Source organism: Flavobacterium sp. CF108, assembly GCF_900129795.1.
Classification (GTDB): Bacteria; Bacteroidota; Bacteroidia; order Flavobacteriales; family Flavobacteriaceae; genus Flavobacterium.
In genome coordinates this window covers 383,129-396,305 of record NZ_FQWW01000004.1, presented here as the reverse complement: position 1 = coordinate 396,305, position 13,177 = coordinate 383,129, and the positions used below count along the sequence as shown (strand labels likewise).

The following is a 13,177-nucleotide window of genomic DNA, read 5'->3' as shown; positions in this document are numbered from 1 at the left end:
CAAAAAACTCTACTTTTCCTTTATTCAATTACAAACTTTACGCTTTTTTATTACATTTGGAATCCTTAAAAAAATATCCAGATGAAAATTATTTCTTATAACGTAAACGGAATTCGTGCTGCAATTACTAAAGGTTTTATAGAATGGCTCCAAGCAGCAAGCCCAGATGTTATCTGCCTTCAGGAGATAAAAGCTACTCAGGATCAGATTCCTGTAGAGGCAATAACGGCTGCCGGCTATCCGTATCAATATTACTATCCGGCAACAAAAAAAGGGTATAGCGGCGTTGCAATATTATCTAAAATTGAACCTAAAAAAGTAGTTTACGGAACCGGAATTCATCATATGGATTTTGAAGGCAGAAACTTACGTGCTGATTTTGATGATGTTTCGGTAATGAGTTTATATCTACCGTCTGGAACTAACATCGAAAGATTAGATCATAAATTTATGTTTATGGATGATTTTCAAACATACATTAACGAATTGAAATTGACGCTTCCAAATCTTATTATTTGCGGCGATTACAACATTTGTCACGAAGCAATTGATATTCACGATCCGGTTCGTAATAAAACGGTTTCGGGATTTTTACCTGCAGAACGTGCCTGGCTGGATAGTTTTATGAAATCTGGTTTTATTGATAGTTTCCGTCATTTTAATAAAGACCCGCATCATTATTCTTGGTGGAGTTACCGCGCGGGAGCAAGAGGAAATAACAAAGGCTGGCGTATCGATTATAATTTAGTGAGTGAAGTAATGAGTCATCGTTTAAAACGTGCCGTTATTCTTCCAGATGCCGTTCACTCAGATCATTGCCCGGTTTTAGTTGAAATTGAATAGAGTTTGGTATTGTTCTTGTTGGAAGAACTGCGGTTCAAAGATTTAAATACACATTCCATTAAAACTATGAACATTTTGGAATTTGGAATTTAGGTTTTGGATATTTTTAGAATAATTAATACGCCCCAAATAAAAACAAAAGTAAAATGATTAAAAAAGCCTCCATTGGATTAGTAGTTTTGGCATTGTCTGCAACTTCTTGTGTATCCAAAAAGATTTACAATGATCTTGAAACTAAATATTCAGATCTAAAAAAAGAAAACCGTTCTATTGCTGATGAAAATGCAGATTTAAAAACAGCAAAAAATCAGTTAGAATTAGACCGTGATAAACTAACAAAAGATTTATCGGCAACAAAAGATGAACTTGCAAAACAAAAAGCTGATTTAGCTGCAGAGCAAAGAAAATACAAAGTGTTGCAGGATTCTTATAACGCATTAGAGAAAAACAGCAACGATGCATTAGAAAGTAATATGGCTAAAAACCGTGATTTGCTTGCTCAATTAGAAGCAAAATCTAAAAAACTGGCAGATGAACAAGCAAGTTTGGATAAAACAGCAAATCGTTTAAAAGAGCTTGAAGCTATGATCGCTGCTAAAGAAGAAGCAATGCGCAAGCTGAAAGAAACTTTATCTAAAGCCCTTAACGGTTTTGAAGGTAAAGGTTTAACAGTTGAACAGAAAAACGGAAAAGTATATGTTTCAATGGAAAATAAATTACTTTTTAATTCAGGAAGCTGGGCTGTTGGAACAGAAGGTAGAAGAGCGGTTGTAGAACTTGGAAAAGTTTTGGGAGATAATCCAGATCTTTCAGTTCTTATTGAAGGACATACAGATGATGATCCGTATGCTGGTTCAGGACCAATTGCAAACAACTGGGATTTATCGACTAAAAGAGCAACTGCAATTGTAGCTATTTTGAGCGAAAACAATAAAATCAACAAACAAAAACTTACGGCAGCAGGACGAAGCGAATTTTCTCCTTTGGCAAGCAACGCGACTCCAGAAGGAAAAGCTAAAAACCGTAGAATCGAAATTATCTTAACACCAAGATTAGATGAAATCGCTGAAATGCTTAATAGTATAAATTAAGGTTCAAAGGGACATAGGTTCAAAGGCTCAGAGTTTTTACTTTGAGCCTTTTTTTGTTCCTGCAAGGTTTTCAAAACCTTGTAGGTTTAAGTTTGTTGAGAATAGATAACAATACCTACAAGGTTTTCAAAACCTTGTAGGTTTAAGTTTGTTGAGAATAGATAACAATACCTACAAGGTTTTGAAAACCTTGCAGGAAACGCTGGCATAAAAATCTTGTACTTTTTTTAACCTTTGTCAAATTTAGATTTGTAAAATCCCTTTGTACCTTTGCGCCTCTGCAACTTTGAACCTAATAAAAAGTATCAAAATAAAAACCTTAGAATCTTAGCAACTCAGAATCTTAGAACCTTAGAAAAAAAATGAAATACACTACAATCCCAAACACCGATATAAAAGTTAGTAAAATAAATCTTGGAACGATGACTTTTGGCCAGCAAAATACAGAAGCTGAAGGCCACGCCCAAATGGATTATGCACTTGAAAAAGGAGTAAACTTTTTTGATACAGCCGAAATGTATTCTGTTCCGGCACGTGAAGAAACTTACGGAAGCACAGAAAAAATCATCGGAACCTGGTTTAAAAAATCCGGAAATCGTGACAAAGTTGTTTTAGCCTCTAAAATTGCGGGTCCAAACCCGAATTTTACTTATATGCGTGAAAAAGCAGATTTCTCTCCGGCAAGTATTAAATATGCTTTAGAAAACAGCTTAAAACGTCTTCAGACAGATTATATTGATTTGTACCAAATGCACTGGCCGGAACGTAAAACAAATTATTTCGGACAGCGTGGTTTTAATGGTCTCGATGATGCGTGGGAAGATCATTTTAGAGAAATCCTCGAAACGTTTGACGGATTAATCAAAGAAGGAAAAATTAAACATATTGGGGTTTCAAATGAAAACGCGTGGGGAATGATGCGTCTTTTAGAAGAAAGTAAATACCAAAACCTGCCAAGAATCAAAACCATTCAAAATCCGTATAATTTACTGAACCGTCTTTTTGAAGTGGGTTCTGCCGAAGTTTCAAAATATGAAAATGTTGGATTATTAGCGTATTCTCCTTTAGCATTTGGAGTTTTAACGGGTAAATTTTTAACGGGCGAAGCACATCCAAATGCGAGAGTTAATCTTTTTCCGCAATACACACGTTACAAAAGCGAACAATGTACACAGGCAACGAAATTATATCAGGAAATTGCTAAAAAACATGGATTAACATTGACAGAATTAGCAATGGGATTTGTTTTACAGCAGCCATTTTTAACAAGTGCTATTATTGGTGCAACAACAATGGAACAGTTAAAAGAAAACATTGCCACAATTGATGTAGTTTTATCAAAAGAAATTATAGCCGAAATTAATCATGTTCAGGCAATTATTCCAGATCCGGCACCTTAATTATTTGCTATAAAAGGGCTTCGACTACGCTCAGCCTGACAATTTAGAAGACTTTAAATTTCGAATGTCAGCCTGAGCGAAGTCGAAGGCTTTTTATAAACACAAATTCCACAAATTAACACAGATCAATCCGTGAAAATTTGTGGAATTTGTGTTTAAAATGTTATCTGTTTATAAGTTCAAAGTCTGATCTTTTGGATATTTCACTTTATAACTAATTCTGAATTTCTTGGTTTCATTTGGTTTCAACTGCAATTGCCAGGTTAATATTCCGGTTTCGGTATTTACTTTAGCCGAATCACTTTGCAGTAATTCTACTTCAATATCTTTATTTGTAGTTAACGGATATTGATCTTTCAACAGCAGTTCAATCACTTCTTTTTTGTTATTTCTTACCGTAATATCAAAAGTAAAAGTCTGTTCTTTTTTGGCAGATAAAAACTTAGTTCCCGATTTATCAGCAACTTTTTCACGTTTGATAGATACTTTTTTATCACGTCCCATACTCAGGTTCAAAGTATCGCTGGTTTGATTCGGTTCTATAAATGTTTTACCAACATACATTCCTTCAAAAATAATATTCGCTTCGCCTCGTAGTAAATTGTATTTGCTGTAATCTGCAATTTCAGCAAGTAAAAAAGCATCATTTTCCACTTTTGGAACCGCATAATATTTATACGTTGCCGGAAGTTTTATTTCTTTTAAAGAGACGCTGTGAATTTTCCCGTTCGATAAAATATCATACGGAATATCAATATCAAAAGAAATATTAAGCTGGTTTTCTGCAACAGTTGTGTAATTCGAAACAGAAGATTCTGCTATAACCGGTGCAGCCATTTCCGTTTGGACACCTGCTATTTTATCTTTAAAAACACTTCCCTGCAGCTGATTCCTTTTTTTCTGTGTTCCATAACCAATAGTCACAACTTCATCATTATATACCTGATTAGCCAGAAACCAAGAACTCAATATTGGCGCTTGATTATTCTGATTTGGATAACCGCTTGAAAGAGTCAGTTTTACTTTTTTCCAGTCAATTCCTGTATTTTGAACCACTTGTGCCTTGTACATCATATTAATTGGAGCTACAACACTTTCGGTACGTAAATCATAAAAAGGAGACCAAGAAGCATTATTGGTTAAATACGATATTTCTAAAGGAACCGGCCCTGCAGCACTATTCATTACCTGAACAATCAATTTTCCAGATGAAGTTTTTTCTTCTTTACTTGTATCAACTTCAAGTTTGTTGTTTAGTTTTTGAAGCGTTTCATCCAGTTTTTGCTTTTTCTCTGTCAGCGTATTAATGTTGTTGGAAATTTCAATTTGTTTGCTTTTATAATACTCCACCATTTTCATTAATTCGGCAACATTTAATCCAGAATTTACGCCGGAAATCTGCTGGTTTTTATCTAATAACTGAATGGTTTTTGATTCAGAATTAATAGTATTATTTACTTTCAAAATTTCCTTTTGAACCAAAATAATACTGTCACGAACTCTTTTCAATAAAGGCGATTTAGGATCGGTTTCATATTCTGAAATGTAATTATTAGTAAACTGAACCGACAAAACCGTTACACTTGCCGGCGTACCAATTTGGATAGAACTTTCATTTAAATTTACTGCCACATTTTTAACTACAATTTCGCTTGTACCTAATGGTAAAGTTGTACTTGCAGTTTGAGAAATTTCGGCAGCATTAAAATATACCGTTGCCGCTTTTACTTTTGCAGTGGTGAAAATTGGTTTTTGCGCAAAGGCAAAAATGCCTAACAATAATAAAAGCGCCGTTGCTTGTTTCTTAATCATTGGAGTATAATTTAAAGTGTTATAAAAGTATAGATGACAAAAAGGAGTGAAAGGTTGGTTTAATAATACATTACTAAAAGAATTTTCTTTTTAGAACCATCAATCATTTTTTCTATTACGCCAAAAAACTTTTCGTTAACCATTGGACATCCCAGACTATTACAAATAGGATTTATTTGTTCTTCATAAGGAATGTCTACATATTTGTGGAGGACAATATTTCGATCAAAAGCATTACTATTCGTTTTGTCTAAACCGTATAATTTGTATGCTTTTCCGAAGCTTCCAAAATAGGAATTGCCAATTGCATACTTGCCAAGCGAACTGCAATTAGAATCTTTTGTATTGCTAAATTTAAGTTTTCCTGCAATTCCGGTTTCAGACCCGGAACCGTGGCCGACTAAACCTTTGTGGAGTATTTTGTTGTGTTTTAAATCATAAACAAAAAACCGGTTTTTTCCAGATTCAATCTTCATATCTAATAAGAAGACAACATTTGAATTGTATTTAGGAGTTTTCCCCAAAAAATTCCTAATCTCAGTTATCTCACTTTTTAGTTTCTCTTCGTAGGAGTAAACCGGTTTTGAATTTTTTATGATTTTTGGCTTTTCTTCTTTATTGTTACAGGCAAAACTCAAGCCAAAAATGCTTAGCCAAAGCAAAAAGAATATTTTCTTTTTCATCTTTCAGGATTTGCAGTACGATTTATTTCTCTACCGTATAACCTTTCACTTTTGCAAAAGCAACAATCGAAGTATTTATCGTGTTGCCAAGATCGTCTTGCTTTTTAGTTTTCTTAGCTTCGGTATCAATATAGGCCTGGCGTTTTTTTGCCAATACGCTAATCTCTTTTTGAATCGTTTCTCTTTCCTTCGTTTTCTCGGCTACAATTTTTTGCAATTCTTCAGTCGATTTATTCTGAAGTTCAGCAGGAAGTTCTTCTTTTCTAATTTTCGAAAGTGCCGCTGCATCATCTTTAGTTTTATCGACTAAATCCCAGCTTTCATTTTTATAAACTGCTTTTGATTTGCTCACCGCGCGATCTGTATAATTAGCTTTCGAAACCTTTTTGGCATTTTGATCCTGAATAACCTGATTCATTTTTTTGTCAGCTCCTTTAGCTCCATAATTAATGTAGGTTTTGTTTATTTTTTCATCGCATTTACTGATTTCATCGTCATATGGCGTTGCAATATATTCTACAGATTGATTGGCATCAATATTAAAATATTTCCCTTTTCCGATGTCAGCACCATCTTTCCAAAATATGTTAATACCTTCAGTTTTATTACCACAGAAAATCGTGTTTACATAAATATCATTTTTTAAAGCACTGCTGATCGCTTCTTTATAGCTTATCTTTCCCTGATTAAATCCTTCGTTTCCGGCAATGTAAATCAGTTTCATGCTGTTGTTCTCGTCTGCCCATTTTAATTCCTTTGTCGCATCCTGAATTACAGCGCCGCAATATTCATTTCCGCCGTTGGTTCTAAGTGCAAATAATTGTTCCGAAATCAAATCTAAATCTGTTGAAAGCGGCGTAATTTGTCTGATGTAATTTGATTTTTCTGATAAGCCGCTATTTCCATATTCATACAAGGCGATTTCGATATCCGGAGTTTTTCCTTCGTATTTTAAAGTTGTTAAAGTATTTACAATGTTCCATAATCTCGATTTGGCCTGATCGATTAATCCTTCCATACTACTTGATGTGTCCAGTAAAAGTGCCACTTGTATTTTAGTCGCTGCGGCAGAAGCCGGTTTTTCGATTTTAGTTTTATTTTTCGGATTTGCATTAGCTGAATTACAGCCGGCAAAAGAAAATACAGTAGCAAAAAGCGCGGAAATAAAAAGATTTGATTTCATAATTTTAGTTTTAATAGGATGATTATAGATCAAACTTAAAAACTTAAAATGCACATTTTTTGCACAAATGGTGAAACGGTATTTTGACTTGGTGAAATGCTTCTGCCAGATTAATGAATTGGTTTGGCTGTACTTGTATTCAATGTTTTTAAATCACCGTTTGCAGTCACCAGAATAAATTCTTTCTCTGTTTTGTCTGCTTTTAAAGGTTGTTTCTTTTCTCGGTTAATCGCTATTTTAACCTCATATTGTACTTGAATAACAGGTTCTAAAACAGTAGGATTAATTACAAAATCAAATTCTTTATTAAATATGGGCTGGTAATAAAGTGTAACAGATTTGCTAAGCTGATTAACGTTTGCCGTTTTTTTTAAGTTTAAAGAAGAACCATTGTAAGCCTCATACGATTTGTACATTTCTACAGGAACATTTACGATATAATCATCGGCGATTCTTTTTTCGGCATTTGTAAATGTCTCTCCAAGCAGTTCCTGATAGTTTTTAATTTTTTCCTGAACCAAAAGTTTTGCTTTTAGCATCATTTCCCTCTTAACTGTTTCTAATGTATTAGAGAAATAATCCACTCGTACCAAATCGTATATTTCATTATTGGATAAAATGGAAATAAACTCATTAAGCTGGTTAGGATCTGAAAATTTGATATGAATGTTTTTCTTCAATTCAAATCCTGCTGGAACTTCATTATAAGTTTTACGATTAAAAAGCTTTTTCTCGGTTTCATATTCATAAGCAGGAACAAACGAAATCATATCGACAAAAGTCTCAACGCCTTTTTTAAGTTTAATGGCATTGATCGACTGCGTGATTCGTTGATCAATTAATTCATTTACTTCCTTAGTGGTTTTACCAGTTTGAGTTACACTGAAAATTGCCGTGTAAGCATCTGCTTTAATATTGGCAAGTCCTTTTACGCTTACCACAATATCGCCATTTGAAGGAAAATCTGTGTCGATCGTAGTATTGTCGTTATTATAAGATTGCTGACTTTGATAATTGACATTTCCTGAAGCCTGACCAATTATAAATGAAGAAAATAGAAGAGCTAAAAATGTAAAGGATAGTTTTTTCATGATTATAGTTTTTAAGAATTAGTGGTCAAATGTATTGATCGAAAAAACGTATTTTTGACAGAATGGGTCAACAGGTCGTTTGACTTGGTGAAAAATATAGGATAGGAATTTGAAATTAGGTTACTTTACATTTCTAAATTACATATTGTGAAACGTCATTTATTAATTGGTTTTAGTCTGCTTTTTTTAGTGCTACTGTTTCCGCAGCGAACAATAGCGCAGGAAGCTTCTGTGCAGAAAAGCGAAAAAAGCAAACAAGTCAAAATCAGCAAAGCCGCCGACGATTTATCTAAATCATTAGATGAAAATGATGAAGCAAAAATTGCTCAGAATTATGAAAGACTGGCGAATGAATTTTTAAACAACGGTGACAATGCCAAAGCCGAGGAATATTTTAAAAGAGCATTAAATAGTTACACCAAACTAAAACTAACCGAAGATAAAACCAGAGTAACCCGAAGTTTAGCGAAAACACAGGAAAACCAGAAAAACTTTGATTCGGCAATTAAAAATTATGAAGTCGCAGGTTCATTAGCAAAAGATGTTTCTGAAGAAAAGATAAATTTAAACGATGCCAACCGACTTAAAAATCAGTCGGATCCTGTGAGTCAAAAGGGTTATGTAGATTCTAATATTGAATTACTGAAAAAGGAAAAGAAAAGCGAGGAAGTTACAGATGCGTACGTGCAAAAAGCGCAAAATTCATTAGAATTAAAAGATAAAAAGGTTGCAATAGAAAGCTATAAAAAAGCATTAGTGTATGCAAAAGACAAACCCGAAGCTGTAATTAAAATCAAGAATGAAATTGCAAAAGTTTATGCCGAAGACAATCAGTTTGATAAAGCCGTAAGCATAAATGAAAAACTGCTTGCCGAAGCCAAAACCAATAAAGATTATAATACCGAAATAAAACAATTACAATCGCTGGCTTCTCTTTATTTTCAAAAAGCAGAAGCCGAAAAAGCAATTTCGTCTTTGAAAGAAGCGTATGATTTATCGTTTCAAAAAGGAAATTCGGCGGAAGCCAAAAAAAGTTTGTCATCCTTAATTAAATACTACAAAACAAAAGGCAAAGACAAAGAAAGTATGGCGTTGTACGAACAGTTTTTTGAAAATTTCGAAAAGCTGATTCATTCTGATACAACTTTAATCGATGCCAAAACGTTTCAGATTACCGAAGACAAAATTCGTCAGTTAGAAAAAGAAAAAACCTTGAAAGACGAATTGATTTCAAAGAAAAACACCTTCAATTATTTTCTAATTGGTTCGGTTGTTTTACTGCTTCTTTTGTTTACATTTATTTCGAAAGCATTGTATTCTATCAGAATAAAAAATAAAGAAATCGCTTTGCAGTCGCTGCGTCGTGAAATGAACCCGCATTTTATTTTCAATAGTTTGAATAGCGTGAATCAGTTTATATCTGAAAATAAAGAACTGGAAGCCAATAAATACCTGACTTCGTATTCGAATTTGATGCGAAATATGATGGAAAACTCCAATAAGGATTTTATTTCTTTAGATAAAGAAGTCGAACAGCTTAAGAAATATCTGGATTTAGAACATTTACGTTTTGAAGATAAATTCGATTTTGAAATTATTGTAGATGATTCGCTGGATGCTGAAAGAGTTTTTGTTCCGAATATGATTATCCAGCCGCATTTGGAAAATTCAATTTGGCACGGATTACGCTATTTAGATCAAAAGGGGTTTTTATCGCTTCGTTTTGATTATAAAAACGGAAAAATAATCGTTACCATTGATGATAACGGAATTGGTTTAACCAAAAGCCGCGAACTGAAAACAACGAACCAGAAAATATACGAATCCCGCGGTTTGAACAATACAAAAGAACGAATTGATCTTTTGAACGAATTGTATAAAAAAGGTATTTCATTTAAGATTTCAGAAAAAGAAGGAGTAGAGAAGGGAACTATTGTTGTAATTGTTTTTCCATTAATTGACAAAATATGATGACACTCCAAAAAATAAAAAGTGTAATTGTCGAGGATGAACTTGCCGCGCGCGAAGTGCTTAAAAATTATTTAAGCAAATATTGTCCGCAGGTTGAGGTTGTGGGTGAAGCTCAAAATATAAAAGAAGCTGTTCCACTGCTTCATGAGGTGAAACCGCAATTGGTTTTTCTAGATGTCGAAATGCCTTTTGGAAATGCTTTTGATGTTCTGGAAGCTTGTAAAGATTTACATTTTGAAACCATATTTGTAACCGCTTTTTCTGAATATTCGCTAAAAGCTTTAAATCAGAGTGCGGCATATTATCTGCTAAAACCCATAAGCATTGAAGAACTGATTGTTGCGGTAAATAAAGTGCAGCATCAAATAATGAACAACGAAATCTTCAACCGAAATAAAATCATCGTAGAAAATTTTCACGAACAAAAACCGGAAAAGCAGCAAGTTATTCTGCCAACGCTCGAAGGTTTTGAAGTGGTAAAAATGGAAGAAATAGTGCGTCTTCGCGGTAACGGCAACTTCACCGATTTATATCTCAATAACGGAAGTAAAAAAATGGTCTGCCGATTTTTGAAACACTTTTCAGAAATTTTGCCACTGCCTTTTATTCGGGTTCATAAATCGCATATTATTAATATGAATTGTGTAAAATCGTATAATAAAGGCGGTATTGTGACACTTAATGACGAAACTGAAATTGAGGTTTCATCGACTTATAAAGAAGAGTTTTTAAAGAATTTTAGGTAGTTGGGTTTTGCCACGAAGGCGCTAAGGCACGAAGTTTTTTCTAAGTTTGATGTTATAATCTCGCAAAGTCGCGAAGTTTTTCATAGCCCCTAGCTTTAGCTAGGGGAATAAGATTGAAATAGAAAAGGGCTTTAGCCAAACTTTTTTTAGTTTGGCTAAAGCCCTCTGATTTGGTGTTTATGTCATCATCCAGCTAAAGCTGGACGCTATTGAATTTAAAAGTTTAAACTTTGCGAGATTATAACACTACACTTAAAAAAAAAACTTCGTGCCTTAGCGCCTTCGTGGCAAATACCTACAAATCAAATTCCTCATCTGTAGACAAAGAATCATTTTTAACCGCAGTCGAATCCGGAGCTTTGATTTTTATTAACGAACGCGCATTTCCTGAAATATAAACAGGAAGCTGACCAATTGTATCTTCAGGAATTAATAAACCACGACGGAACATCAAATTCTTTAGGAATTTTTGATTTTTCAATGCATAATCTTTCAGATTTCCTTCATCATTAAACTGATACATGAATTTTCTCGGCTTCGGAATAATCGTTGCCAGATACAAACATTCATCAACATTTAAAGCCGACGGACTTTTTTGGAAATAGAAGTGACTTGCTTCGCCAATTCCATAAACATTTGGTCCCCATTCGATAATATTGAAGTAAACCTCGAGCATTCTTTCCTTGCTTACAATTCGGTTATTTTCTAAAATGTAAACTAACAAGATTTCTTCCAGCTTTCGCGAAAGCGTCTTTTCTCTGGTAAGAAAAACATTTTTAATCAACTGCATGCTGATTGTGCTTGCGCCGCGTGAGAATTTTTTAGTTCTGATGTTTTTAAGAATCGATTGTTTGAAAGCTTCATTTATAAAACCGCGATGCGAGAAAAACGAAGGATCTTCGGTCGTTAAAACGCATTTTCGTAAATAAGGAGAAATCTGGTCTAAAGGCGTATAATTCGGATTTGCATTTCCAACCAAAACAGGTCTTTGCAATACATTTTGAATTATGGCACGATAAACAAATTCACCGTTTAGTTTGTTTAAATCGGCTTCGCCATATTTGGTAATTCGTAAATCTTCTTTGTTGAGTTTACTGTCAAAAACAAGTGTATTTGGTTTGTTTTTATTGAATTTGAAATCCAATTTATAATCGAAATTTCCGGTTGCCTGCATTCCTTGGAAATGTGTAAACAAACCATCTGGAAGCGAAACGATAAAATCCTGCGCTTTCATTTTCGGAATATCGACTTTTAAAGTATAAACCGTATCTTTTTCCGTATCGTAAGAAACGTATGGTCGCAGTTTTATTTTATTCAGCGTCATTGACGAAGTGCTGTCAATCGAAATAAAATCATCACCCAATAAAAATCTATAATCAAAACGTGCATTTTTTATAACAACATCTTTGCTGGCAATTTTTGGATGATTGATTTTTAGGTTTACGATAGAAGTAAAGCCGTCAAGATGGAATTCGCTTCCGCTTTTATCAATATTTTCGACATTCAATCTGATCGAATCAAAACTTGCTTTTAAGCCGTATCTTTCATCAAGATACGGAACGCGAATTGCTCCGGTATCAAGATTAAAAAATCGAATATCTGCTTTTTGGTTTCTTGGGTCTGCAAAACCTTTTAAGTTCCAGCGCTGATCAAAATCTTTGCTCTGGACATGAATGCTGGTTTCGAGTTGTTTGTTGTTTAAAACCAGTTTATTGATTGCTACAGCCGTTTTTTTGCCGTTATCGTCAATTTTGAATTGGAAGTTTTCCAAATTCATATCGGTCGGAACCAAATTGAGCAGTTTTGAAATAATGCGATAGGCAAAAGCACCATATTTTCGTTTTTCGCTTTTTTCAGAATCGTCGCGGTCTCTTTTTAAGAAAGCATCGAAGTTGCGGATTTTCCCTTTTTTGACTAATTGTATGTAACCGTTATCGACTTTTAAAGTTCCAACCTGAACATCGCCAATTAATAAATTACTTAAACTGACGCTGGTTTCAATGTTTTTAATTTTTAAAAGTGTATCGGCATTTTTGGGAACCAAAACAACATCGGTAAGTTTTATGCTTGATAAACCATTAAAAGAAGCATCTTTTATTGAAAAATCACTGTTATAATCAACAGCCATTTTGTGGGTTACTTTTGCAACTGCCTGCTTTAAAAGTGAATTGCGGAAAAAGTATAATCCAATGCAAAGCAAAACTACTATTACAGCCAGTATTTTTAAAGCTTTGAATATTTTTTGTTTAGGAAAATTCATAAAGTCGATTTCATAAGAAAATTAAAACTTGTCTGCAAAGTGAATATTTTTTTTCGCCACGAATTTCACAAATTAGCACAAATTTTATTTAAACTAT

At 33.8% G+C, this 13,177-nt stretch carries 10 protein-coding genes; 5 read left to right on the top strand and 5 right to left on the bottom strand.

Annotated elements, in window-relative coordinates; translation table 11 throughout:
* The first annotated feature begins 81 nt into the window (after nucleotides 1-81).
* From BUE10_RS13365 to BUE10_RS13355, 3 genes are all read left to right on the top strand, one after another.
* Nucleotides 82-843, top strand: a complete 762-nt coding sequence (locus tag BUE10_RS13365; protein WP_073485820.1) for an exodeoxyribonuclease III — start codon at nucleotides 82-84, stop codon at nucleotides 841-843.
* A gap of 146 nt (nucleotides 844-989) precedes the next feature.
* Entirely contained in the window at nucleotides 990-1,934 is a 945-nt protein-coding gene (locus BUE10_RS13360) for an OmpA/MotB family protein (protein WP_073485818.1), read from the top strand.
* Nucleotides 1,935-2,296: 362 nt separating this feature from the next.
* Nucleotides 2,297-3,334 carry an NADP(H)-dependent aldo-keto reductase gene (locus tag BUE10_RS13355; RefSeq protein WP_073485816.1) on the top strand — a complete coding sequence of 346 codons (1,038 nt, stop codon included), beginning with the start codon at nucleotides 2,297-2,299 and terminating at the stop codon, nucleotides 3,332-3,334.
* Between the two features lie 171 nt (nucleotides 3,335-3,505).
* Here BUE10_RS13355 and BUE10_RS13350 read toward each other — a convergent pair whose 3' ends face one another.
* The 4 genes from BUE10_RS13350 to BUE10_RS13335 all read right to left on the bottom strand — a co-directional run bounded on the left by BUE10_RS13350 (nucleotide 3,506) and on the right by BUE10_RS13335 (nucleotide 8,103).
* Entirely contained in the window at nucleotides 3,506-5,146 is a 1,641-nt protein-coding gene (locus BUE10_RS13350; protein WP_073485814.1) for a DUF4139 domain-containing protein, read from the bottom strand.
* A 59-nt stretch (nucleotides 5,147-5,205) separates the two neighbouring features.
* Nucleotides 5,206-5,829 carry a murein L,D-transpeptidase catalytic domain-containing protein gene (locus BUE10_RS13345; protein WP_073485812.1) on the bottom strand — a complete coding sequence of 208 codons (624 nt, stop codon included), beginning with the start codon at nucleotides 5,827-5,829 and terminating at the stop codon, nucleotides 5,206-5,208.
* A 22-nt stretch (nucleotides 5,830-5,851) separates the two neighbouring features.
* Nucleotides 5,852-7,012: a vWA domain-containing protein gene (locus BUE10_RS13340; protein ID WP_073485810.1), complete on the bottom strand. Its 1,161-nt coding sequence runs from the start codon at nucleotides 7,010-7,012 to the stop codon at nucleotides 5,852-5,854.
* Between the two features lie 110 nt (nucleotides 7,013-7,122).
* Entirely contained in the window at nucleotides 7,123-8,103 is a 981-nt protein-coding gene (locus tag BUE10_RS13335; protein WP_073485808.1) for an SIMPL domain-containing protein, read from the bottom strand.
* A 147-nt stretch (nucleotides 8,104-8,250) separates the two neighbouring features.
* Here BUE10_RS13335 and BUE10_RS13330 point away from each other — a divergent pair, with 147 nt between their 5' ends.
* Entirely contained in the window at nucleotides 8,251-10,074 is a 1,824-nt protein-coding gene (locus tag BUE10_RS13330) for a tetratricopeptide repeat-containing sensor histidine kinase (protein ID WP_073485806.1), read from the top strand.
* On the top strand, nucleotides 10,071-10,820 hold the full coding sequence (locus BUE10_RS13325; protein WP_073485804.1) for a LytR/AlgR family response regulator transcription factor: 750 nt from the start codon (nucleotides 10,071-10,073) through the stop codon (nucleotides 10,818-10,820). The genes BUE10_RS13330 and BUE10_RS13325 overlap by 4 nt, the downstream gene beginning before the upstream one ends.
* 295 nt (nucleotides 10,821-11,115) lie before the next feature.
* Here BUE10_RS13325 and BUE10_RS13320 read toward each other — a convergent pair whose 3' ends face one another.
* Nucleotides 11,116-13,080, bottom strand: a complete 1,965-nt coding sequence (locus BUE10_RS13320) for a transglycosylase domain-containing protein (protein WP_073485802.1) — start codon at nucleotides 13,078-13,080, stop codon at nucleotides 11,116-11,118.
* Between the last annotated feature and the right edge of the window lie 97 nt (nucleotides 13,081-13,177).

Coding starts and splice junctions, on each gene's coding strand:
- BUE10_RS13365 (WP_073485820.1), top strand. CDS start 82: ATGAAAATTATTTCTTATAACGTAAACGGAATTCGTGCTGCAATTACT.
- BUE10_RS13360 (WP_073485818.1), top strand. CDS start 990: ATGATTAAAAAAGCCTCCATTGGATTAGTAGTTTTGGCATTGTCTGCA.
- BUE10_RS13355 (WP_073485816.1), top strand. CDS start 2,297: ATGAAATACACTACAATCCCAAACACCGATATAAAAGTTAGTAAAATA.
- BUE10_RS13350 (WP_073485814.1), bottom strand. CDS start 5,146: ATGATTAAGAAACAAGCAACGGCGCTTTTATTATTGTTAGGCATTTTT.
- BUE10_RS13345 (WP_073485812.1), bottom strand. CDS start 5,829: ATGAAAAAGAAAATATTCTTTTTGCTTTGGCTAAGCATTTTTGGCTTG.
- BUE10_RS13340 (WP_073485810.1), bottom strand. CDS start 7,012: ATGAAATCAAATCTTTTTATTTCCGCGCTTTTTGCTACTGTATTTTCT.
- BUE10_RS13335 (WP_073485808.1), bottom strand. CDS start 8,103: ATGAAAAAACTATCCTTTACATTTTTAGCTCTTCTATTTTCTTCATTT.
- BUE10_RS13325 (WP_073485804.1), top strand. CDS start 10,071: ATGATGACACTCCAAAAAATAAAAAGTGTAATTGTCGAGGATGAACTT.
- BUE10_RS13320 (WP_073485802.1), bottom strand. CDS start 13,080: ATGAATTTTCCTAAACAAAAAATATTCAAAGCTTTAAAAATACTGGCT.